Annotated in this window: 14 protein-coding genes; 5 read left to right on the top strand and 9 right to left on the bottom strand. The window is 35.3% G+C overall.

Features of this window, described 5'->3' with window-relative positions; translation table 11 throughout:
* The first annotated feature begins 161 nt into the window (after positions 1-161).
* The 5 genes from C8C85_RS16155 (at position 162) to nagB (ending at position 6,519) form a co-directional block, all read left to right on the top strand.
* Complete coding sequence (locus tag C8C85_RS16155) at positions 162-1,238, top strand: mevalonate kinase (protein WP_116797993.1); 1,077 nt, start codon at positions 162-164, stop codon at positions 1,236-1,238.
* 20 nt (positions 1,239-1,258) lie between these two features.
* Complete coding sequence (locus C8C85_RS16150; protein WP_116797992.1) at positions 1,259-2,137, top strand: sugar phosphate nucleotidyltransferase; 879 nt, start codon at positions 1,259-1,261, stop codon at positions 2,135-2,137.
* Positions 2,138-2,159: 22 nt separating this feature from the next.
* On the top strand, positions 2,160-3,089 hold the full coding sequence (locus tag C8C85_RS16145) for an SDR family NAD(P)-dependent oxidoreductase (RefSeq protein WP_116797991.1): 930 nt from the start codon (positions 2,160-2,162) through the stop codon (positions 3,087-3,089).
* Between the two features lie 85 nt (positions 3,090-3,174).
* Positions 3,175-4,548: a sugar MFS transporter gene (locus C8C85_RS16140; protein WP_243412122.1), complete on the top strand. Its 1,374-nt coding sequence runs from the start codon at positions 3,175-3,177 to the stop codon at positions 4,546-4,548.
* A gap of 42 nt (positions 4,549-4,590) precedes the next feature.
* Complete coding sequence (gene nagB, locus C8C85_RS16135; RefSeq protein WP_116797990.1) at positions 4,591-6,519, top strand: glucosamine-6-phosphate deaminase; 1,929 nt, start codon at positions 4,591-4,593, stop codon at positions 6,517-6,519.
* Positions 6,520-6,599: 80 nt separating this feature from the next.
* Here the strand turns inward: nagB and C8C85_RS16130 are convergent, their stop codons facing one another.
* The 9 genes from C8C85_RS16130 to C8C85_RS16090 form a co-directional block, all read right to left on the bottom strand.
* The gene (locus tag C8C85_RS16130; protein WP_116797989.1) at positions 6,600-7,115 is read right to left on the bottom strand and encodes a phosphoheptose isomerase; all 516 of its coding nucleotides are present in this window, start codon (positions 7,113-7,115) and stop codon (positions 6,600-6,602) included.
* A 56-nt stretch (positions 7,116-7,171) separates the two neighbouring features.
* On the bottom strand, positions 7,172-8,794 hold the full coding sequence (locus C8C85_RS16125) for an alpha-amylase family glycosyl hydrolase (RefSeq protein ID WP_243412121.1): 1,623 nt from the start codon (positions 8,792-8,794) through the stop codon (positions 7,172-7,174).
* Between the two features lie 11 nt (positions 8,795-8,805).
* The gene (locus tag C8C85_RS16120; RefSeq protein WP_243412120.1) at positions 8,806-10,527 is read right to left on the bottom strand and encodes a hypothetical protein; all 1,722 of its coding nucleotides are present in this window, start codon (positions 10,525-10,527) and stop codon (positions 8,806-8,808) included.
* A gap of 137 nt (positions 10,528-10,664) precedes the next feature.
* A complete protein-coding gene (locus tag C8C85_RS16115; protein ID WP_116797987.1) occupies positions 10,665-11,957 on the bottom strand; it encodes an MFS transporter in 1,293 nt (430 codons plus the stop codon).
* Complete coding sequence (locus C8C85_RS16110; RefSeq protein ID WP_116797986.1) at positions 11,950-13,011, bottom strand: glycoside hydrolase family 130 protein; 1,062 nt, start codon at positions 13,009-13,011, stop codon at positions 11,950-11,952. Before C8C85_RS16110 ends, C8C85_RS16115 begins: the two co-directional genes overlap by 8 nt.
* Before the next feature lie 22 nt (positions 13,012-13,033).
* The gene (locus C8C85_RS16105) at positions 13,034-15,496 is read right to left on the bottom strand and encodes a hypothetical protein (RefSeq protein WP_207786941.1); all 2,463 of its coding nucleotides are present in this window, start codon (positions 15,494-15,496) and stop codon (positions 13,034-13,036) included.
* A 189-nt stretch (positions 15,497-15,685) separates the two neighbouring features.
* Positions 15,686-17,170: a RagB/SusD family nutrient uptake outer membrane protein gene (locus tag C8C85_RS16100; RefSeq protein WP_207786940.1), complete on the bottom strand. Its 1,485-nt coding sequence runs from the start codon at positions 17,168-17,170 to the stop codon at positions 15,686-15,688.
* Between the two features lie 10 nt (positions 17,171-17,180).
* The gene (locus C8C85_RS16095; RefSeq protein ID WP_116797985.1) at positions 17,181-20,267 is read right to left on the bottom strand and encodes a SusC/RagA family TonB-linked outer membrane protein; all 3,087 of its coding nucleotides are present in this window, start codon (positions 20,265-20,267) and stop codon (positions 17,181-17,183) included.
* A gap of 208 nt (positions 20,268-20,475) precedes the next feature.
* Positions 20,476-24,660, bottom strand: coding sequence for a two-component regulator propeller domain-containing protein (locus C8C85_RS16090; protein WP_116797984.1), 4,185 nt, complete (start codon positions 24,658-24,660; stop codon positions 20,476-20,478).
* Positions 24,661-24,871: the final 211 nt, after the last annotated feature.

Below are 24,871 nucleotides of genomic sequence, written 5' to 3'. Positions count from 1 at the left end.
AACATAAATTTAGTGTGTTCGAGCACATTTTATTGGTTTTTACTTGTTTTATTAAAAGTTAATCTATAATTTCGTCTCGTTGAAAAGAAACTAGAGAGTAGTCAACCTCAATCGTTTAACACATAAATAACTAATCTACAGTAACTTAATATATTTTATAAGTGAAGAAAATTACATCCTTAGCCCCAGGTCGAACTTGTCTCTTTGGAGACCATCAAGATTATCTTGGATTACCTGTTATAGCATGCGCAATTGACAGGGATATAAAATTAACCGCAGTACAGAATACTACCAACGTATTTAAACTAAATATGATTGATATTAATGAAATAAGAATTATTAACATCAATGAGACTTTCCCCGAATTAAAACCACGCGATTATTTTGCATCTTCATTAAGAGTATTAAGAAGACATGGTTGCATTCCAACTGTTGGATATGACATTACCGTAACCGGAAATATTCCAATCAATTCTGGTACATCAAGTTCATCGGCCCTATTAATCGCATGGATCAACTTTTTGATAACCGCATTTGGTGTGGATGAGGAAGTAACACCTGAATTTATTGCACAAATGGGTTATGTTTCTGAGGTATTAGAACATGGAGAACCAGGCGGAATGATGGATCATTATAGCATTAGTATGGGCAATATTGTGCATATTAACACAAATGAGCCGTTTCGTTGTTCTATTATTGGTACTGATTTAAAAGGCTTAATTATAGGTGTATCGGGTGTCCCAAAAGAAACCATCGGGCTAATTGGTGAATTAAAAAACAATGCATTATTGGCGATAGATATTGTAAAACAGAATTATAAGGATTTTGATTTAAATACTGCCGAAAATGAAGATTTAAAGAAGTATTGCAACTTTTTACCAGATCGATTGATTCCATATTTCGAAGCGGCGATAAAAAATCATCAGTACACTAAACTTGCTTTGAAAGAATTTCAGAAGCCGACACTTGATTTAAAAAAGATTGGTGAATTAATGAATGGACATCATGCCGTTTTGAGAGATTTACTAAAAATTACAGTGCCAAAAATTGATGCTATGATAAATGCCGCCTTAAACTCAGGTGCCTACGGAGCAAAAATTGTTGGGTCAGGCGGAGGCGGCTGTATAGTAGCAATTGCTGATCCTAAAAATCAAGAGCGAGTTGTACAATCTATTTTGGATGCAGGTGCAAAAGAGGCTTATGCTGTGGGTGTAGATCCTGGAGCAAGAATAGTATAATAGAATTAAATATAAAAAACATGCATAACAATTTAATTATTTTGGCTGGAGGAGCTTCTTCAAGAATGAAAAAGCAAGCTTCATTGGAAAATTTGAGCAATGAAGAAATCCAACAAGCCAATGAGAGAAGTAAAGGACTTATTGGTGTAGGTCCAAATGGTAGACCTTTATTAGATTACCTTTTGCTAAATGCTAAAAAAGCCGGATACAAAAACATATATATTATCATTGGTGAACAGGGAGAATTATTCAAAGAATTTTACGGAAGTAAAAATAAAAACAATGATTTTCATGGATTAAATATTTCATTTGCTGTTCAATATATTCCTGAAGGCAGAATAAAACCATTTGGTACAGCAGATGCTTTATTTCAGGCGGTAGAACAGTATCCTGAACTGAATACTCAATTATATTCGGTGTGTAATAGTGATAATTTATATTCAACCAAAGCCCTTTTGGCACTTAGAGAAACGAATAGCCCAAATGCTTTCATAAGTTATGATCGGGATGCTATGGAATTTCCTTCAGAGCGAATTTCGCGTTTTGCCATTGCTAAATTAGGTACAGATAATCAACTCTTGGATATACTCGAAAAACCATCGGCTGATAGTATTGAGAATTATAAAGATTCGGAAGGTAAATTAAGAGTAAGTATGAATGCCTTCAAATTTGACGGAGCACTTTTATATCCTTATCTCAAAAACTGTCCCGCTCATCCAGAAAGAGACGAAAAAGAACTCCCAACCGCTCTTTTAAACGCCATAAAAGATCATCCTAATATGACTGTTGGAATTCCATTTTCTGAACACGTTCCGGACTTAACAGCAAAAGAAGACATACTCGAGGTAAAAGAATATTTGAAAAAATATTACCCTGAAATAAACTGGCACGAAAACTAGCAGAAAAACAAAAAAGGAAATCATGAATAAATATGTAATTACAGGAGGAGCTGGCTTTATAGGAAGTCATATTGCCGAATATTTATCAGGAAAAGGACACGAAGTTATCATATTGGATAGTTTAAGAACTGGATTTGAAAAGAATATTAATGACTTGAATGTTAAATTCATAAAAGGAGATATTCGGGATAAAGATCTTGTAGATGAACTAGTGCAAGGAGCCAGCGGAATATTTCACTTAGCGGCTTTGGTTAGTGTACCTGAATCACTGTTGAACATCAAGGAATGTATTGAAATAAATACATTGGGAACAATAAATATTTTGGAGGCTGCAAAGAAGAACGACAGCTGTAAAGTGGTGCTGTCGTCTTCTGCGGCAAATTATGGAGATAATCCTATATTACCCAAAATTGAAACAATGTCTCCCGAGCCAATGACTCCATATGCTGTAACAAAACTAGATGGCGAGTTTTATTTGAAAATGTACCAAGATCAATGGAAAGTTCCTACTGCGTCATTAAGATATTTCAACGTTTTTGGACCTCGCCAAAATCCGCAATCAGCATATGCAGCCGCTGTGCCTATTTTTATAAATAAAGCACTTCAAAATCAACCTATAACTATTTATGGAGATGGTTCGCAAACAAGAGACTTTATTTATGTGAAGGATGTTGTGAAGGCAAATATTTTAGCTTCAAAAATGGGTGGAGAAACGTATAACGTTGCTTTGGGATATAGCACTTCTATTTTGGAGTTAGCCCAAAAAATAATTGAAATTACCAACTCAAAGTCACAAATTCAATTTTTAGAAGAAAGACCTGGGGATATTAAACATTCAATTGCAAATCCAACTAAATTTAATCAATTAGGATTTAAACCTGACTATACGATTGATAGGGCATTACAGGAAACTATTAATTTTTATGAAAATGAATTATTAAAAATTAAATAGTTATTCCACACAAAAAAAAACACAATTACCTACCAAAAAACCTTGATTTAAAATTATAAATAGTAATGAAAATAGTATGAACGAAATGAATAATTCCCTTGCAAACAAGCAAAATAGCACATTGGTACCAATGGCTATTTTAACCTTTATGTTTTTTATTTTTGGATTCGTAACTTGGTTAAACGGGCCTTTAATTCCGTTTTTTAAATTAGCATGTGAACTATCCGAATCACAGGCTTATTTCGTGACTTTTGCCTTTTATATTGCCTATTTTGTTATGGCAATCCCCTCTTCTTGGTTGATTGAAAAAGTAGGTTATAAAAATGGCTTGTCAATAGGACTGATAATAATTGCAGTTGGAGCATTTATGTTCTATCCAGCAGCAGAAACAAGAACATTTGGTTTATTCTTAGGAGCATTATTTGTGATGGGAACAGGTTTGGCAGTTTTGCAAACGGCCTCCAACCCATATGTTGTGGTAATTGGTCCTCGTGAAAGTGCTGCTGCGCGCATAAGCATTTTAGGTACCGCCAATAAACTGGCAGGATTTATAGCGCCACTTGTATTGACAACCATGGTATTGTCAAACATGGCCGATTATACAGCCGATAAAATTGCAGCTTTAAACGCTACTGCCAAAGCTGCTGCTTTAGATTCTCTTGCACTACAACTACAAGCGCCTTATATTTATATGGGATTAATCATACTCGTTTTGGCGGTATTGGTTAAATTCTCACCACTTCCTGAAATAAGCCTTGATGAAGATGGAAATGTAGAACATCTAAGCATTTTTCAACAAATTAAAAATGTATTACAACGTCCTCAATTAGTTTTGGGTGTGATAACTTTGATGTTATATATAGCCGCAGAAGTTTTAGCAGGGGATTCAATAGGCAGTTTTGGAAAACATTTAGGGGTATATGGTGATAATGGAGATTTTTATCTGAAGCTAACTTCTTTCACGATGACCGCAATGGTTATAGGATACATTCTTGGAATAACTTTAATTCCAAAATATGTTTCTCAAGTGACTGCTTTAAAAATTTCTGGTTTACTTGGGATTGTCCTAGTATTACTTACTGTCCTCATTTCTCCCAAAATAATGATTGCTTTACCTGGAATTCCAGCATTACCGCTAGTTATTCTTTTGGTGGCGCTCATGGGGCTTTCAAATGCATTATGCTGGCCTGCAATTTGGCCTATGGCACTTCAAGACTTGGGTGGTTATACTAAAATTGGCGGTGCTTTACTTATTATGGCGATCATTGGAGGTGCTATTTTTCCGCTAATGTATGGAGCTTTCGCCGATTCAATTAACATTGCAAACGAAACTCAAGCCATCACGAAAACGGCAAAAAGCGGAAATCAAATTGCGTACTTAATATTATTGCCCTCTTATCTTATGATTCTGTTTTTTGCAATAAAAGGGCACAAATACAGAAGCTGGTCCAGAGCCTAAAATAATAGCACAGAAAAAAACAGTAACATAATAAATCAAAAAATGTTAAAGAGCAATATAGATAAGTCAACAGGATTTGAAAAAAGATTTGAGAACATCAACACCGTAGTTTTTGATAACTCAACTTCGGCTTCGGTAGCTGTTGCAAAAGAAATAGCAAGTCTTATCCAAACAAAGCAAGGAAATAATGAAGCTTGTATATTGGGACTGGCAACTGGTTCTTCTCCAAAAGGGCTATACGCCGAATTGGTGCGTTTGCACAAAGAAGAAGGCTTGAGTTTCAAAAATGTGATTTCATTCAATCTCGATGAGTATTACCCGATGGAACCGGATTCCATAAACAGCTATGTGCGATTTATGAAAGAATTGCTGTTTGACCAGGTTGACATCTTACCGGAAAACATCTATATTCCAGACGGAACTTTATCAAAAGAGGAAATCGCAGATTATTGCGCCAATTATGAAGCCAAAATCGAGGCTTTGGGAGGCATTGATCTACAGATTCTGGGAATTGGCGGTAACGGTCATATCGGATTCAATGAATCGGGTTCGTTGCAGAATTCCAAAACGAGATTGGTCGCATTGGACCATATCACAAGAGTGGCAGCAAGTGGCGATTTCAAAGGGTTAAGCAATACTCCAAGAACAGCAATCACATTAGGTGTTAAAAAAATAATGGAAGCCAAACAAGTTATTTTAATGGCTTGGGGCGAAGGAAAATCGAACATCATAAAAGCCTCTGTCGAAGGCACGGTGACCAATCAAATACCGGCTTCCTTTTTGCAGGAACACAAAAGTGCCCTGTTTGTTTTGGACAAAGAAGCTTCTTCAAAATTGACCAGAATCAACACTCCTTGGTTGGTCGAAAAAATTGTGTGGACCGACAAATTGATTCGAAAAGCAGTTTTAGGATTGGCGCTTCATTTGAAAAAACCAATTTTAATGCTTACCGATGCGGATTATATCGAAAATGGAATGAGCGATTTATTGGCCGATTCAGGTCCGGCTTACGATATTAACATTAAGATATTCAATAAATTACAAAATACGATTACCGGATGGCCCGGAGGAAAACCCAATGCAGATGACTCCAACAGACCCGAAAGAGCCGAACCATCCAGAAAGAGAGTGCTTATTTTCAGTCCCCATCCCGATGATGACATCATCAGTATGGGAGGTACTTTCATGAGGCTGCAACAGCAAGGACATGAAGTGCATGTAGCTTATCAAACCTCTGGAAATATTGCCGTTGCCGATGATGAAGCCTTGCGATTTGCACGTTTTGTTTGTGATTACAATGAAAAATTTGGAATACAAAGTGCTGAAGCGGAGAACATCTATAAAAAGGCCGAAGCCTTTCTTAAAAACAAAAAAGTCAGTAAAATAGACATTCCGGAAGTTCGATACTTGAAAGGGCTAATCAGAAAAGGAGAAGCCCGAGCAACGGCTCACTTTGTAGGTTTGCCAGACGAACAGATTCATTTTATGGAACTTCCTTTCTATGAAACGGGAACCATCGAGAAAAAACCTTTGGGAGAAGAGGACATTCAGTTGACGATGGCACTTATCGAAAAGATAAAACCGCATCAAATCTATGCGGCCGGTGATTTGGCGGATCCGCATGGCACCCACAAAGTGTGTTTGGACGCCATTTTTGAAGCCACCAGACGCCTCAAACCAAAAGATTTCATGAAAGATTGCTGGGTTTGGCTATACAGAGGCGCTTGGCAGGAATGGGGAATCGATGAGATCGAGATGGCTGTGCCGATGAGCCCGGATCAAGTGTTGGAAAAAAGACAGGGAATATTCAAACACCAATCCCAAAAAGATGGTGTGGTTTTCCAAGGATCAGATGCCAGGGAATTCTGGCAAAGAGCCGAAGACAGAAACAGAGAGACCGCCATGTTTTATCAACAGCTTGGACTTGCCACTTATGCCGCTATGGAAGCTTTTGTTAGATGGGAATATTAAATCCATTTCCAATAAAAAACTAATGCTTTAATTATTATGACTGCAATAAAAAATGGGGCAAATTGCCCCATTTTTATTATTTATCTACCAAAGTCATCCTGCAAACGAACGATATCTTCTTCATCTGAAGGATTTTCTGGGTCTGTATGTTCCCAAATCTCGGCTACAACTCCCCAAGATTCTAATCCGATTAAGCGATGACGTTCCCCTTTATCGATTTGTATAAAAGTGCTAGGTCCAAGCTCTTGAATTTCTCCTTCTTCATCTGTCATACTGGTCTTCACTCCTACTACACTAGACAATATCACCCAAATTTCCGCTCTTCGAAAATGATATTGCCATGACAAACGTTTATGGGGAGCCACAACCAAAATCTTTGGACTTAGCTTATTGGCAATTGCAATTGCTTCCATCTCAAGATGTGGAAAAAATTTGGCTGCAAAAGCACCAGCCTGACTTTCATCAATTACAAAAAAACCTCCCCATGGTCTAGTCTGGTCTTCTTGAACAACTGTGAAGTTATCTTTTTTTAATTCAGCAGCAATTTGCTCAAAAACAGCACTTTTATCTAAATTATTTGAGATTTTTAAATTCATTTTTTTAGTTTCATTTTTAATATAAATGTTCTGCTTGAAATCAAAGTTTGTTAATTCTAATTTCTGTAAATAATAAAATCGTTGGTTTTTAATTTGGTACTGCCCATTAAAATTTCACCTCCTTTTGGAAGGCTTATTTTCTTTTCCGAACCAAAATTAATAACGACTGTAATTTGATCTCCTTCAAAAGATCGAGTGAACAAAATTTGGTCGTCTTTATGCTCAAGTCTAGTGTAAGTACCGTATTGTAAGACTTTTTCATTATTTCTTAAAGCAATCAACTTTTTATAGCTATTAAGAATTGAATTTTCACTGTTCAATAACTCTTGTACATTATTTTTTTGATAATCAGAATTAATTTTAATCCATGTTTTCTCGTTTGAAAATCCTGCAAAAGCATTCCCATTCCACTGCATTGGACTACGGGATTTATCACGATTGTGTTCATTTCCTTCCAAAAGTGCTTCAACAGGATTTTTACCTTTGGCAAGAGCCAATTGATAATGCGTTTTTCCCTGAATATCTACCATTTCTTCCAAGGTATTAGCGGTGATATTGTGCATCCCGATTTCTTCGCCATAGTACACAAAAGGAACTCCTTTCGCGGTAAGCATCAAAGCTGCTAATGCCAAAGTTCTATCTGGATTTCCATCTGCCAATCGGTCAATCATTCGAGGCATATCATGGCTTCCAAAAAACAATGTTGGATAATTGCTCATGTTTTTTTCCATGCTTTGCAACTCATCAAAAATGCGTTGTGAAGAAAATATTTTTATACTTCCAAAGTTGAAATTAAAAACCACATCCAATAAATCCTGTGATTGGTATTGTTTCAATACTTCAATTTTATCGCTTCCAATTTCTCCAACAATAAAACGATTACTATACTCGTTCACAGTCGATTTTATGATTCTCATAGCATTTTTAACACTAGCTTGATCAATATCATTTATGTGTTGTTGTTGATCATCTTTAAAAGGATTGTCATTTGTAATTCCGTCAGTGTTTAAAAAATTAATGACATCCAATCGAAATCCATCCACAGCGATATCCAACCAAAATCGGAGTACTTTCTGAACCTCAGCCACCACTTTTGGATTTGCCCAATTGAGATCAGCCATTCTTACATCAAACTTATGATAGTAAAATTGATCCGTCAAAGTGTCTTTTTGCCAAGCAGTTCCTCCAAAAAAAGATTCCCAATTATTGGGTTTATCTTTCCAGATATAATAATCACGATAAGGATTGTCTTTTGATTTTCGAGATTCTTGAAACCATTTGCAATCGGTGGAAGTGTGATTCAAAACCATGTCCATAATGACTTTGATTCCCCTTTTATGGGCTTCCTTTAGGAAAATATCAAAATCAGCTTTACTTCCATAAGTAGGATCTACCTCGTAATAATTGGCAATGTCATATCCATTGTCAACCTTGGGAGAAGTCAGGAAAGGAGTCAGCCAAATTCCCTTTATACCCAGCGATTGCAGATAATCTAACTTGGCGGTCATTCCTTTAAAATCACCATATCCATCGCCGTTGCTATCAGCATAACTCGGCATATAGATTTGGTAAAAAACAGATTCTTTCCACCATTTCTTTTCAGTGTTCTGTGCTTTTATAGAACCCTTCTCAAACATAAAAAAAGAAAGGATTACGATAATTATGAATTTAGATGGCATAGGCAAAACTTTTAATTTTTCAGTTGAAAATTATAATCCACCACAACATCATTTACCAACATTTTTGAGCCCGAATAGGTTATTTTCCCATTAGAAGGAACGATAACAATTACAGCCGAATTTAATCCCGTGATTTTAATATTTGCGGAAGCGGAAACATTTTTCGCAACAAAACTGCCTGCAACAGTATCATACAAATTCACTTTTTTAGCTTTTCCAATTTTTAATGAAACCGTTTTGTCGGTGGTATATGGGTTGTAATACAAGAACGAAGGATAGGCTTTGTCATGGAAAAAATCGGTCGCCAGTAAATTCAATTGCAAAATTCCTTCTACATTGGTTGTCTTGATAATACTGCCAAAGATTCCCACATGAGCACTACCATAGACACTTAATTGCGATTCTTCGGGATTCTTCCCTGGAACCCAAAGCGGCCCATCTCCTTGCGCAACGGGAGCTGGCACATAATCATATTTATCGTAATTCGATTTTTTAATCATTCCTTCATAAGCTATTACCCCTTTTCCGGCATCAGCTAATTGTGGAATTGTTTCGTGCTCATCTGGCATATATTTTGGATAAAAAAAACGAGATGCATTTGCTGCGTTCAACATCCATTTTCCAATAGCGGAGGCATACGATTGATTGTATCGTACCATTGGCACCAATGGCCAAGCCATATCATAGGTATTCATCAAGAAACCATAACCTCCATGATCAATGGTACTTCCTACAATACCTGAGATATCGATTCCATTCCAGTTTCCGACCAATACCCCCCAACCTTCGCGGCATACAGCGGTTCCGTCAAAAGTCCAACCCAACATTTTGTCGGTATCATAATGAGTTCCTTCTTCGGCATTAATTTTTGCAGATAAGTAAGCTCCAAATGGCATTAATAATTCATAGGTTGGATTTATTTTTTGCGATTCTAATGCTGTCAAAGCACTTTTTGCTCCTTTTAAATATTTTGGGTCTCTAAATTTTTTATAGGCTGAGTATAAAACCCAAGCATGTCCAGCTGCAGCATCCGGTTGTGCACAGATGGTATTTTTCATGGGTTTCATTTTGGCATAATCAAAATAGGAATAGTCATAATTCCCATTTAAAACAACATCGGCTTCATAAAATTTATCGGCAATTTTTTTAGCCATTTTTTCCAATCCGGGTTCATTTGGGTACTTGTCAAATATTGCATAAAACAATAAATTAGGATACACATCATACCACCAGTCACGTCCATAACCACCTCCAAGTAAAGCTACTTCGGGGCAAGTGTTATTCATCATAATATCCCAAGTGGTTTCGCTGTTGAAATAATTTTTGGTCATCCCAACATAATTCAGTTTCTGTTGATTTCTTTTGTCAATTCCTACCAAACTAGCGCCCAATGTAGCGCCCATAGTAGCTAGAGCCTCATGAAACATCCCTTTATTGTTAGTCCCTTGACGCACATCGGCCATAGCAGTATATAATCCCACAACTTCTTGCGGGTAATTTTTTTGGCTATTGTCCTTCCAAACTAATGGCCAATATTTGCCTTTAGCATTAAAATCGAAGACTGTTTTATCAAAATCAAGTGCCAGTTTTTTATAATCAATAATCTCTAACTGAGCAGGAACATTGGGCATTTGTTCTACACGAGCTATCTTTTTTTGTACTGTTTGTGCTTCTATGCTTATACTTAAAAACAGCAAGCCTGCGATGGTAAGTTTGAAATAAGTTTTCATCATTAGATTTTAGATTGAAGATTAACGATTTTTGACTTTAGATTTTTGACTTTAGAAGTAGAAAAAAAATAGATGCTTTTAAATCACATCCAACTACATCTTAAATCGTTAATCATAAATCAAAAATCTTAAATCATTTTTTACACAATATGTTCTGCCACGTGATCCAGAACTTTAAGGTCGATAGGTTCCTCTTTTTCTGGAGAAAGAATATTCCCTTCGGCAATGATTTTTTTACTGATATAAATTGAACATAATTGCAAAAGCGCAATAATACCAATGGCATAACGCAAGGCAAAATCTTCGGAAAGCGTATAATACAAAACCAAAAATGTTCCGGCTCCGCAAAGTCTTCCAACATACAATCCCGCTTCATGATTTAATATATAAGTGAATTCACCTCTTTTTTCGATATGGGAAACAATATCAATAACTCTCAACTGAATCGGAAAATAAGCTAAATCCATTAATGGTTTTGCTATCAATAATAGCAACAAAAATATAATCACCCCTGTTTTATTATAGAAAAATCCGTTCAAACAAGCTCCTAAGGCAAAAAGTACAAGTCCTGCCGTAAATATTTTTATCCGATCAGATGGTTTGGAAAAACGGCCTATCAAGTAAATAACGATGGCCGCCAATACAGCTCCTATCGATTGTGCATTCCCCAATGCGCCTTCTTCTCCCAATAATTTAAAAATAAGCATCGCCGGAGCAGTTACCAAGAATCCTTGTGCCAAACCTTTGAATGTAGCTAAAGATAATAGTTTATACCATAACGGATGAAACTTGAAAAAGATATATTGTTTTTGTGCCGGGTTTTCAAATTTACCTCTAAAACAAACAATTGAAGCCACAATTGTAATAAGAAAAACAACTCCCGTAATGATAATATAGGCACTATGTTTTTCTGCTTCTCCAGTTTTGGATTGAATAAACCAACCTATAGTGGCTGGGATTACAATGGCAATTATGGTATAGAAAAAAGTCTCTAAACCATAATAGTAGTTACGATTTTTGTCATTTGTAATCGCTAATGCCAGATAATCTCTATTGGACCAATACAAACCGAACGACATTCCCATGATGATTCCCGCGATTCCGATTCCTGTTAAATCCAATATCTTGAACGACATCATGATAATCATGGCAACACCACTGAGCATCATTCCTGTTGAATATAATTTCCGAATGTTAAAATGTTTCAACAAAAAACCATTTAATAAAAAAGTAAGCGGAATCCCGGTATAAATAGCCAATTGGTAAATAACAACTTTGGAAGTATCATTGGAATTTCTCATGATGTAGGCCGCCACGAAAATATCAATTACTGGCAACACCAAAGCATACACCAAATTGGTAAAAATTAAGATCCGAAAATTACGGGTCTGACTTTGAAAATGATCAATTTCGGTTTGGATTTTTTTAAACATTGTTAAATTTTAAAAGTGAATAGATTTCTTTGATAGAAAATTTAGCCCCGCATACAAATTCGTCAGAAGCACCGTAATAAATAGTAACAGTATCTCTGTCCGGTTCTACAATGTGACCGTTTGTAAACACTACATTTCCAAAGAAACCAGTTAATTCATATTCTGCGGAAGGAACCATAATTGGCAATTCAGTTTGTGCAATTACTTTTGAAGGATCTTCTAAATCCATTAAAAAAGCCCCCAAACAATACTGATGATTTTCGTTGGCACCATGATAAATGGACAGCCACCCTTTTTCTGTTTTTATTGGAGCAGCACCAGCACCAACTCTTTTGCTGTCCCAAAGTCCTTTTCTGGTTTTGATAATGCATTTGTGATTTCCCCAATGTACACCATCAGGAGATGAGGCAATCCAGATATAATTCCCTCCAATATCCACACTGCTAGGGCGGTGAAGCGCATAGAACAGACCGTTTATTTTTTCTTCAAAAATGGCGCAATCTTTATTGTGAGCTGGCAAAATCATACCGTGTTTCTCAAATGTTTTCCAATCTGTGGTCGTGCGTAACCCCACTCCAACCCCATTGTCTGAAACTGATGTAAAAGTTAAATAGTATTTCCCGTCGATTAGTGCCACTCTACAATCTTCTATTCCAAAAGTTTCAAGCATTCCCTCACCAACTAAAAGTGGATAATCTTTTGGTTCGTAAAAGTTGATTCCATCTTCACTGCACAGCAATCTTAAATGAGAAAGTGTCGTTAGATAATCAACGCCTTTATAGTTAATCACCCTTGCATCGGTGGCGATTAACTCGGGATCGTTGGTAGGAATTTCAATAATTTCGGTACCGGTTTCGGTAAGGATAGGAAAAGAAATCACTCCTTCCTTTTGTTCTGGTCTTTCGGCAACTCTTACTAGTAGCCAAGTTTTACCTTCGTATTGAAAAACACCTGGATTTAACAAACAGGTAATTTGCAAACCATCGGTACTCGCCGGTAAATCCTTTGGTGATAATAATGGGTTTTGTTCGAATCGTTTTGCTATGTCTTTCATAATTATATATTTTAATCTTATTTTAGTTTTTATTTTCAAAATCGGGATCCATTTTTGATGTTCTGCTCCCTGCTACTTCATCTGCCATCAGAATAAAAACATTCCAACACAAACCTCTCGTTGAAGGCCACCATGAATCGGTTGTTGTCCATTTTGTTGGTATAAATTCTTTGCTGTAAGGCCACTCCGGATTGAGGTTAATTTCGGCCCAAGCTCTATTCTCCATCATGTTTTGAGCATTCTTCCATCCATGTTTTGCTCCCACCACATAAGCACAATATTCTGCACGGAACCAACTGCCTCCATTGTAATATATTCCATCATTAGCTCCACCAACATAATTTGATTTTCCAAATTCTCCAAAAGGTTGGTAATCGGTATTCATAAACGAATATCCATTCTTGTCTTTAGTCAGTTGAATAATTAAAGGTGCGGTTGTTCCATATTCCGGATGTGGAGAATTAGCTACTTTATTAAGCAATGGAATTTGATTCAAATGATTTACAACCATTTCATCTGTCAAAATAGGACGTTTGAACAGCCAAAGAGAATAAAATTCAGGTTCTAAATCAGTTAGTGCTATAATGTCGGGGAATTGCTTGTCGTATAACAAATGTTTTCTTTTTGCATCATAAAAATTACGGTATTCCGCTTCAGCTTTTTCAATATAGGAATCAGATATTTCATAACCCAATTCCTTTATGGTTCGCAAAGTAATCGCTAGCATACCTTGATTAACGGCAAGTCTATCCGTTTTTGGATTAAAATCAAGAACGTCTACTTGGCACAAAGGGAAATGTGATTTACACTTTCCGTCTTTGTCATCATCAAATTCATTTAATACAAAATCGACAGCTTTCTCAATTTTATCTTTTGGCAACTCAACACCAAAACGTCTTTTGTTCATCATGGCCCAAATCAGAAATTGAATAGTAGCTTCATTGTCCTTTACTTCAATCGAACCCATATAAGGCGTGATGATGGTACCAACTGCTCCTTTTTGATTTTGGGTTTGAGCCCATTTATTCCAAATAGACAGATTCAGTTCCTTATTATAACTTGATACTATCGAAAAAAAAGAATCTCTATTATACATATCAGGCGAATAGTTCATATTCGGAACATTGAAAGGCGAAAAATCGTCAATCGAAGTAATCCAGGTAAGCATATTAAAATTGGCATACATCATTTTTTCTATTTGAGATCCTTCAAATTTTTTGGCTTCCGCCAAACGAGTCTGAGAAGATATAACAAAATCATGATGATTGGTAAAAGGCTCAACAAAAATGTATGTTGTTTTTGTCACCGTTTCGCCCATAGCTATTTTATTATAAGGTTCTATGACCGGTTCATGTGCTACAATTTGAAGATTTTTTATCTGAAGTGAACAATCTTTTGCATCGCTTGCTCCAATAAACAACGAAACGCTGTCGTTTTCAATATAAGGAACCAGAATGCTTCCTTTGAAAAGTGTCCACTCCTTTTCTTGAGTAGGAAACTTATCGATGTATTTTATTCCGTTTTCTAATTCAACAGTTTTCTTACCATTTTTAATTCTGAACAATTTTAATGCAAGCGGTGAAGATCCTTTACAGAGGAATGAAACGGTGTACACTTTTTGATCTTTGAAAGGTGCGATCATTTCAAAACCAGACTGCAAATTTGATTTTATATTTAATTTATAGATACTGTCATTTTTACTAATTTCAACGGAACCAACTTTCTTATATTGATTATTGAGTTGTAATTTTAGTTCTTTTCCCGAATCTAAATTATAAAGTTCACCAAAGGTTTGTTTGATGTAATTTTGATTTTTAGCTCTTTCCTCTAAAGTTGCCACCGATACTAAATTAGGATCTGGAAGTTTTCTCATACCGACAAATCCACCACCATGACCATTAAAACGTCTTCGGGTGGTTCTTGTATAATGATTTTTATAACCTGCGTCCATCAAGAAACCAACTACCAAATTATTTGGCGTTACAAATCCTGCTGAAGGAAACATTTCATGTGCAAAACCTCCAGGAAAATTATCATATTCAAAGGTTAAATATTTTGAAGGTGTTTGTGCGGGTTTTGACGTTTCGGTCAAAGTGTAATATATAATTGGCATCCCCGTTTGGGTAATATCAATTTTCTTTTTTACAATATTTTTATTGATAACTTCATACGAAACAGTAACCGAAATATTCAAATCAAAGTCCTTAAGATAGGTTTTTCGGGTTAGTTCCATATTGTTTGAATCGCCTTTCCACTCAGCTCCTGTCCAATTTTTTATACTGGTTTTTTCACTAAAATCAGTATTTGCCAGATCAAGCGAAAACTCTTCTGTATTTTTAACCAAAAGCTGATTCCCATTATAAATAGCAACATTATAACCTTGTGTATCATCTCCTACAACTTTTAAATTAATATTCTGGCTTGACGAAATCGCTCCGACAAAACAGAATAGTAAAATAGAAAGGGTATTTAAAAATTTACACATAGTAAAATGTTTTAATTATTTATCAGGTTAATCAGAATTCTAATTTTATTACTAGATTCTTCTTTCGTTTGCTGGATTTTTTATGGTTTAAAAAAATAGAGAAGCAGCAATTTTTTTTAATTGCAATTACTACTTCTCACTGGTAATCAATATTTTAAATTAACCAAACTTATTTCAATTACCTTTTTTTTAATATCCAGGATTTTGTATCAAAAGTCCTGCAGAAGCATCCACTTCTGATTGAGGAATTGGATACAACATGTGTTTGTCTTGGAAATTTTTACCATGGGCTGTCATCACTTGTTTGGCAATTCCCCATCTTTTTAAATCAGGCATTCTCTGATTTTCAAAACCAAGTTCGGCTCTTCTTTCAGAAATCAACCAATTTTTAATAGTTGCTTTGTCTGTAGATGCGGCTCTGTTTGGCAGTGTTCCAGCAGGTACAGGAGTACCATCGGCAGTAACGGTGTTTCTTGCTCTTGTTCTAATTTGATTTATGATGCTAATAGCACCTGAATAATCTCCAGTTTCGTTAAGTGCTTCAGCTTTCCAAAGCAAAACATCGGCGTAACGAATGAATACTTTATTGTTTGATGCATCATCATCTCCTTTATTGCCACCATCTGTGGTTCCTAAAAGTTTACTAACCCATTGTTGAGGAGCATTCACAGTATATAATTTTCTAGGGTCATTAGGTTCAAATGAAGCCAAGAAATCAGCACTTGGAGCAAAGAATCCCCATCCAAGAGGTGCGCAAATTCCGTTTCCTTTTCTTGGATCAGCTTGTTTAACATGATTATAAGAGAAGATAACTTCGTTGTCTGCATATTCAGTATTCATGTTGAAGTTGTCAAAATAATTGGCATCCAAACTAAAAAAACCTGTAGCTTCCAATTCTGACACTAATGTTGTTACACTAGCCCAATCTTTGTTGTATAAAGCCGTTTTGGCAAGAAGTGCAATGGCAGCTCCTTTAGAAACTCTCCATTTTTCTGTATCAGATCCATATTTTGAATTAGGCAAAAGTGATTTAGCTTTTTCCAAATCAGTTTTGATTTGACTCCATACCGTTTCTTTTGGTGCTCTTACAGCAAAATCAAAAGCTTCTTGATATGTTTTTACGGGAGCCAAGATTAAAGGCACATCTCCAAAATTAGTCACCAATGAAAAATAATAGTAAGAGCGTAAAAAATAAGCTTCACCAATTAATTGATTTTTTCTTTCGGTTGTGATTCCGGTAATTTTCTCAATATCTTCATTTAATAGAAAACTCAATGCAATATTGGTTCTTTTTATCCCCTCGTAATCATATTTCCATAACCCATTTGGTCCTCCATTTGTCGAAGTAAAAGTAAAGTTGTTTATCTCATCCATCCAAGGTTGATCTCCATCAGGAGACCATTTTTTTTCCATATCATCGGATGCTATATCATCTATTACAATATCATTTTGAAACACCAAACCACCATTCCAATCCCATTCGGCCAGCTGGTTCAACTTATTGGACAACATATCATAAGACGATGTTACTGAACTTTCTACAGAAGCCAATGTTGGTTTTGAACTTGCCTGTTCCAGAGTTAACGCACCTACAGGTTCTGTGGTAAGTTCATCTTGGCAACTTGTTAATGACGCTAGCGAAATCATAATCGCTGTTATATATTTATATTTCATCGTTCGCTTATTAAATTTTAAATTTTAAACCTATTAGGATTGAAGTAGATTGAGGATAAGTTCCTTGATCTATGAAAGAAGTCGATTCTGGATCCAAACCAGTGTAGTTCGTGAAAGTCAATAAATTTTGACCTGATACATACATTCTTAAATACGTATCACCTATGATTTTTGGATCAAACGTATATCCGATCTCAAGATTTTTTAATCGTAAATATGAAGCATCTTCAACAAAAACGCTAGAAACTTGGCTTCCTCCGTTATCATTAAGTGTGTTACGTGGCGTTGTATTACTTGTACCTTCTCCATTCCATGCTCCTAAAACTGCAGTAGTAGAATTGAAAGGACGGCTATCATAATCCAAAATTTGTTTCAAGTCGTTGTAACGATCTACACCAGAAACTCCTTGGAAAAGGAATGACATATCAAATCTTTTATATTCAGCATTGAATGAGAAACCGTATGTTACTTTTGGTATTGAACTTCCTATGAATGTTCTGTCATCAGCGTTAATTTGACCATCTCCATTTAAATCTTTAAACTTAATATCACCAGGTTTTGCACCGTTTTCATTAGAGAATAAAGTAGAAGACACTTCGGCAGCATTTTGATAAATACCATCAAATTTTAATCCATAATACGAACTGATAGGTTGTCCAACCACCGTTTTAGTATGAGTTTTGTCATCATTAATCTCGGTAACATATTGCTGAAGTTGTTCTACATTATTTTTTAGTGTAGCAATGTTTGCATTGATTCCGTATTTAAATTCGTGGTCGTTATTTTGAAAATTAGCTCCAAATTCGAATCCTTTATTAGTTACGACACCTGCATTAACGAAGGTTCTGTTAATTTGACCAACGGTTGATGAAGGTAGGCCTACAGTCAATAAAATATCATCGGTCTTTTTATCAAAATAATCTGCTGAGAAAGTCAGTTTATTATTCAATATACTCAAATCAGCACCAAAGTTAGTTTGTGTAGTAGTTTCCCATTTTAAATCTGGATTTCCGTAACGAACTATATTTACGATACCACCTGTTTCAGTAACAAGAGTTTCATACGCATTATTAGGGATTTCTTGATTACCTGATTGTCCCCAACTGGCTCTCCATTTTAAGTTAGAAATCCAATCTGCTTTTTCCATGAATTTTTCTTTAGACATTACCCATCCTCCCGAAACAGAAGGGAAATAACCCCATTTATTATTCGGTCCAAAACGAGAAGAACCATCGGCTCTTATAGTACCTGAAACTAAATATTTATTGTCATATCCATAATTGGCAGATCCAAAGAAAGAAATAAGGTTCCAACTTTCTGCAGATCCTGAACTGTGTTTATTGACATCGCTTCCATAATCAAGATAACGGAAAGGATCAGTTGTATTATTATAGTTTTGTCTACTTCCTCCTACTGCAGACTGATCGTATGATACCGTTTCAGATCCCAATAATGCACTAATACTGTGTTTGTCGGCAATAGTTTTTGTGTAATTCAAGGTATTGGCAAAAGTAAACGTAGTAGCTTCCCCTCTATTTTCATTCAGGCTTGAAGGTCTATTTTGTCTACCTTGTCCAGGATATGTTTCATTTGCACTATTGTCATTATCATCTCCAAAATTTTCTCCAAAAGCTTTGTTGTGATCAAAAGTGATTTCAGCTCCCAAATTACTTTTGAATTTCAGTGATTTATCAGCTAAGAAAGCATATTCACCATATACATTTCCAAAAGTTTTAAAAGCAGAACGTACATCATCTGTAAAATGAACTATTGCAAGTGGATTTGACGTAAATTCATAATTTTGACTCCAGCCTCCATTAGAATTGTTATTCAAATAAAAAGGCAAATCGGTGTAAGGATCATTTGATTTATAAGTTGGATCATTTACATCTTTATACACTCCTAAAACCGATGGACGCAATAAAGCATGTCTAATTACTCCGGGAGCGTCTCCGCTTGAAGACATTTTATCTTGTCTAGTGCTTGTAATTTGAAGATTTGTTCCAACTTTGAAACGATCTGTAACTTCAGTATTAATATTGGTTCTAAAATTAATACGCCTGTAGGTATCATTGTCACCAACCACAATACCATCCTGTCCAAAATAACCACCAGATATTAGATACTGCGTTTTCTCTGAACCTCCGCTAACCGAAAGCTGTAGATTATTAGTTCTTCCAGAAGTGAATAATTGGTCTAACCAATTGGTGTCTGATAGTGGTATCCCATTAACGTTTCCGTTAGTTTGATCAGTTTTGTATGGGCTAATTGCACCTGCTGGATTATTGTTAGAATTATGCCAAGCCTGATCCATTACTGTCAAATACTGATTTGCATTTAGCATTTTAGGAAGGTTTGTGGCAAAACTGGTTCCAGAGTAATATTCTACATCAATATTCGATTTCCCTTTTGAACCGCTTTTGGTGGTAAGAATAACAACTCCACCTGCGGATCTGGAACCGTAAATAGCAGTGGCAGCAGCATCTTTTAATACAGTCATCGATTTTACGTCGGACATGTTCAAGAAAGAAATGTCGCGGGTTGCAACACCATCAACAACATAAAGTACGTCGTTGTTTCCTAGCGTACCTTCCCCTCTAATACGTATTTTAAGTCCGTCTCCAGGAGCACCTGTATTAGCAGAAACTGAAACACCGGCAACTTGTCCTTGCAAAGCCTGACCTACATCAGCCACTTTTGTTTTAGACAATTCACCCATATCTACTTGCGCTACGGCACCTGTTATGGATTGTTTTTTTTGACTGGAATACCCCACAACAATTACTTCGTCCAATTTTTGTGAGTCGCTTTCTAATTTAGCATTCACCACAGTTTGTCCATTAACTGCAATTTCTCTGTTTTTATATCCAATGTAACTAAATACCAAAACGGCATCAGCACTTACATTATTGAGACTGTAGTTTCCATCAAAATCTGTTGAAGTACTTAAAGAGGTTCCTTTTACAACAACATTCACCTGCGGTATTGGACCGCTGCTATCCGAAACATTCCCTTTTACTGATTGAGCATGCAGTATGCTTCCTGATAATAGTATTCCAAACAGGAACAAATTATAAATAATTTTCTTTCTCATCATAGGGAATTATTAAATTGATTACTAATTCGAGTTAAATTTTTCATGTTAATAAAAATTAGGTTGATTAAATTCGTTAATAGTTTTTTTTATAGTCAAAAAACGATTTCGTAAATTTATCCTGTAGACACAAAAAAAGGTGTACACTATTTCATCAAAAGTGTACACCTTTTACAAAAGTGTTGATTTTCAGCATTTTAAAACTTATCTACTACTTTCCTTTGTACTTCAATTGATAATTTTTTGGAGTCACATTATACATCTTATTAAACTCACGGTAAAAATAGGAACGGTTATTAAAACCGGATTGGTAGCACACCTCAGATACTGTAAGTACATTTTTACGCAAAAGTTCTGCTGCAAATTTTAATCGTATCGTTCGAATTAAATCTCCCGGAGTAAAGCCAAAAATCTGTTTTACTTTTCGATACAATTGCGAATTACTGATGCCTAATTCTTTTTCAATAAATAAGCTTTGAAGATCTTCATTATCAATATTGGAACGAATCAGTTCAATCACTTTTTTTACAAAATCTTTTTCATCATTATTTATTGGCAGCGTAGCCAGATTCTCCGTAAGCGTATCTTGTGTAAAATGCTTTAGTATTAATTCTTTTTCTTCAAGAAGCTTCTGTATTCGTATTAATAAATGATCCGGATAAAAAGGCTTTGGAATATAGGAATTAGCACCGCTTTCCAGTCCTTCAATTCTATGGATGACAGAATCTTTTGCGGTAAGCATAATAAACGGAATATGACAAGTCTTAATATCCTGTTTGATTTTTTTGCAAAGCTCAACCCCATCCATCATCGGCATCATGACATCGCTGATAATAATATCTGGCATTTCTCTCTCAAGAATCTCTAGGGCTTCCAATCCATTATAAGCAGGGATGATTTTATATTTTTCCCCTAATAAATCATCCAGAAACAAACGGATTTCCTTCTCGTCCTCAACCAGCAAAATTGTTTTGCGGGTGTCTTGAATATCTTCAAGTGAAGCAATTTTATCAGGTGTATCATCAGACTTGTTCGGAATCTCTTCAAGAATATTTTTAAGATGATGAGAAATCAAAATCGGACTTACTTCTACATCCAATTCTTTTTCACTAAATAACTCTTTACCGCATGGAATTAGAATGGTAAAGGTAGTCTGCTCATTTGCGATACTCGAAACCTGAATTTCCCCTCTCAATACGGTGACCAGTTTTTTAATATAGGCCAACCCAATACCAGTTCTAAACAAATCATTATCCGGCGCTTTATTTGAATCCGACAGAAAAAATCGATCAAATAACGAGTCTAATTTCTCTTTCGGAATTCCGTTTCCAGTATTTACTATTGTAATGTTCAATCTTTTGGAATCATCCTGAAGCGTAAACTTAACATCAATCTTCCCTTTTATCGGAGTGTATTTGAATGCGTTTGACATCAGATTAAAAACTATTTTTTCAATCTTATCTTTGTCAAACCAGCCTGGTAATGAGGACGGAATATCAAGATTATAATCAATCTTTTTATCCAATGCCCATTCATCAAACAATTCAGCTATTTGTTCTACCAAGCTTACAAGATCAAATTCTCTTGCATTTATTTCCAGGTAATCGTATTCCGCTTTTCGAAACTCCAATAATTGTTGTGTCAAAAACAATAACCTTGACGAATTACGTTGAATCATCTGCAGGAATTTTTGATTGCGTTCACTAAGATTTGCCGTTTCGGATAGTTTTTGGACAGGACCAACGATCAAAGTCAAAGGAGTCTGAAATTCGTGGGCAATATTCGTAAAAAAGGTAAGCCTGTTTTCGTGAAGCTCTTCCTCCCTCTTTCTAAAAAGAATGTTTTGACTCAATGATTGTCGCTTTTTATAATAACTCAATACAAAAAGAACAAAAAGAGTTGTTAGTATCAAATAAATTACAAGAGCCACATTGGATTGCCAAAACACAGGCTTTACCTTAATATCTATGGCGTGAACCGGTTTGCTCCAAACTCCATCACTATTGGACCATTTTATCCATAAAGAATAATTACCCTTAGGAACGTTTGTAAAAGAAATAATTCTTCGATTATTAATAGTATTCCAACCCTTATCGAAATTTTTCAATTGATAGGCATACTGGCATTTTTCACTGTTGACATAAGTCAAAGCTGCCAATTCGATATCAAAAAAGTTTTGATTATGATTTAAAACAATGGAAGGATTTGTCTTTGAATCGGGAGATATTACTAATCCTTGATAATATGGGATAGGCTGATTTTGACCACTGATTTTATCTATCAAAATATCAGGAATAACGGAAGACTCTTTTATTTTTTGAGGCAAAAAATAATTAAATCCTTTTATTCCTCCCATAAAAATAAAATCCGACTTCTGATCTTGATAAAATGCCCCATCAGCAAATTCATTATTCTGAAGCCCTTCGTTTTTGGTGTAATTGATGAACTTAGAACCATTAAAATTGGACAACCCAAAATTCGTGCTTATCCAAAGATTGGACTTTTTATCAGAAACAATTCCATGAATAGTATTATTTGGCAATCCTTCTTTGACCGTATAGCTCTTAAAAATGGCGCTTCCGTTACTCTTTAAATCTTCCAATACATTCAAACCAAAACTTGTTCCTATCCAAAGTCGGTTATTTACATCTGTCCGTAAACACAAAATATCATTGTTGGATAGACTTTTAGAATCATTTTTAATATTTTTATAAGTGTGAAATTCTTCCGTTTTTTTATCAAAAAGATTAAGGCCACCCAATCGCGTTCCAATCCAAAGTTGATTGTCATTCCTAGGGACTATAGAAAAAACAATATTGCTACTTAGTGATTTTGGTTTGTTGCTGTCGGCAAGATATCTTTTGAATTCCGTTACTTTCAATTTATCACCAGAACGCTCAATTTTACAGCGAATCATTCCATAACCATTGGTTCCAAGCCAAATAAATCCATTCGAATCCTGAGAAATAGTGTAAGTTGACTTAAAATAATCACATTTCTCATTCCCTTCAATAGCAGACCAATTGATAAGTTTAGATTTTTTTAGATCAAAAACCGTAACTCCATCCCCATCTGTACCAACAAAAACAAGATTATCTTGACCTTTACACAAAGCAAATACAGCATTGTTTATGGAGCTGTTACTTTCGTTGAAGTTTTGATATTGTAATGCTTTTTCCGGATTTAGATAAAAATTAGAGGGAAAACGAAACAATCCCTTCCCTTTTGTACCAACCAAAAAAGAATTCCCATCCACCTCCAGAAATGTTCTGATAATTCCTCCGTCCAACTCCGGAACTTGTGCTTTTGAAATTAAATTAAACGCTTTTTTCAGTGGATATATTTTAAATAAACCATCTCCATCCGTTCCTGTCCAAAGCACATTTTCACTTCCTTTTATTAATGTGGTTACCTTTTGACTTTTCAAGTATTTCAACCATGGTTTGGAAACAATATTCCCTGAATTATCCATTATAAAATAACCAGATTTACCTGAAAGTACAATTCCCTCTGGAATATGCCCAATGATATTGTCAATATTTTGAGTAGGCAGCGTTTGATTTTTACTATCGGGTAAAGAATGTAAAAAAGCATTTCCTGAACTTGGAATGATGCAGACTTTTTGATTGGAAATCACTTCAAACGTTCGAATACCTTTTGAGATTAATTCGACCTTTGAAATTATATTTTTTCCATTATTCACTGATTTAAGAGACAAAGCATAGAGTTCATTGCTCTCAAACAATACCAATAATTCTCCCGTTGGAGAAAATTCCATTTTTTTAACTGCTTTAGTCGAAAGATTTTTGTTATTTAATAATTGAAAAGTTGTTCCGTCAAAATAACCAATTCCCCAATCTTTTACAGCGCAAAACACTTTTTTGGAAGCATCCAATGCCATGTTAAATTCTGATTCTGATAATGGCGGCTTATTTTCTCTGGAAAAGTAAAATCGCTGGAATGCATCCGTTTTTTTATTATAACGATTAATACCGTGAATTGTCAATATCCAAATCTGACCAGCATTATCTTCATCTATTTTAAGGATTACCTGATTACTCAGGCTGTTTTCATTATCCAACTCTGGTCTGAAAATCTTGAAACTATTTCCGTCATATCGGTTCAATCCATCCCAGGTTCCAATCCAAAGCAGATTCTCAGAATCCTGAAAAATGGAATTAACAGAACTGTTGGACAATCCCTTGGTATTATCTAATTGTTCCAACGAATATTTTAAATCTGAAGTCTTGGATGAATCTAAAAGCGATTTGTGATTATCATTAATCTCAGTTCTTTTAGTCAATCCATTATTATTTAAAGACGAAGGATTTTCTTTATGATTGCATGAAATAAACCCTGCAAAAATAAAGCTGATGAGTATAATTTTAATTTTCAATTTAATAAATGTTTAGTAGTTTTTTTCAAACCAACCATGCGATTATTTAGAGCTGTCGCAATAAATTATTTGCCTTTCCTTTATAAGATGTAAAAGGCAATCTAATTATTTTGGAAGCACAAACAGTACAGAAAGAAGATTTTTTTTACGGCAACTGAGGTAATTATCCACTATCCAAATGTACAAAAAAAGCCTAGCTCTTTAAATCAAT

Source organism: Flavobacterium sp. 103, assembly GCF_003096795.1.
GTDB lineage: Bacteria > Bacteroidota > Bacteroidia > Flavobacteriales > Flavobacteriaceae > Flavobacterium.
The sequence above is the reverse complement of the archived record's forward strand: the minus strand, read 5'-3'. Positions and strand labels throughout refer to the sequence as shown.

What these genes read in the sequence shown, in the direction of transcription:
- C8C85_RS16150 (WP_116797992.1), top strand. Translation starts at nt 1,259, where the DNA reads ATGCATAACAATTTAATTATTTTGGCTGGAGGAGCTTCTTCAAGAATG.
- C8C85_RS16145 (WP_116797991.1), top strand. Translation starts at nt 2,160, where the DNA reads ATGAATAAATATGTAATTACAGGAGGAGCTGGCTTTATAGGAAGTCAT.
- C8C85_RS16140 (WP_243412122.1), top strand. Translation starts at nt 3,175, where the DNA reads ATGAATAATTCCCTTGCAAACAAGCAAAATAGCACATTGGTACCAATG.
- nagB (WP_116797990.1), top strand. Translation starts at nt 4,591, where the DNA reads ATGTTAAAGAGCAATATAGATAAGTCAACAGGATTTGAAAAAAGATTT.
- C8C85_RS16130 (WP_116797989.1), bottom strand. Translation starts at nt 7,115, where the DNA reads ATGAATTTAAAAATCTCAAATAATTTAGATAAAAGTGCTGTTTTTGAG.
- C8C85_RS16125 (WP_243412121.1), bottom strand. Translation starts at nt 8,794, where the DNA reads ATGCCATCTAAATTCATAATTATCGTAATCCTTTCTTTTTTTATGTTT.
- C8C85_RS16120 (WP_243412120.1), bottom strand. Translation starts at nt 10,527, where the DNA reads ATGATGAAAACTTATTTCAAACTTACCATCGCAGGCTTGCTGTTTTTA.
- C8C85_RS16115 (WP_116797987.1), bottom strand. Translation starts at nt 11,957, where the DNA reads ATGTTTAAAAAAATCCAAACCGAAATTGATCATTTTCAAAGTCAGACC.
- C8C85_RS16110 (WP_116797986.1), bottom strand. Translation starts at nt 13,011, where the DNA reads ATGAAAGACATAGCAAAACGATTCGAACAAAACCCATTATTATCACCA.
- C8C85_RS16105 (WP_207786941.1), bottom strand. Translation starts at nt 15,496, where the DNA reads ATGTGTAAATTTTTAAATACCCTTTCTATTTTACTATTCTGTTTTGTC.
- C8C85_RS16100 (WP_207786940.1), bottom strand. Translation starts at nt 17,170, where the DNA reads ATGAAATATAAATATATAACAGCGATTATGATTTCGCTAGCGTCATTA.
- C8C85_RS16095 (WP_116797985.1), bottom strand. Translation starts at nt 20,267, where the DNA reads ATGATGAGAAAGAAAATTATTTATAATTTGTTCCTGTTTGGAATACTA.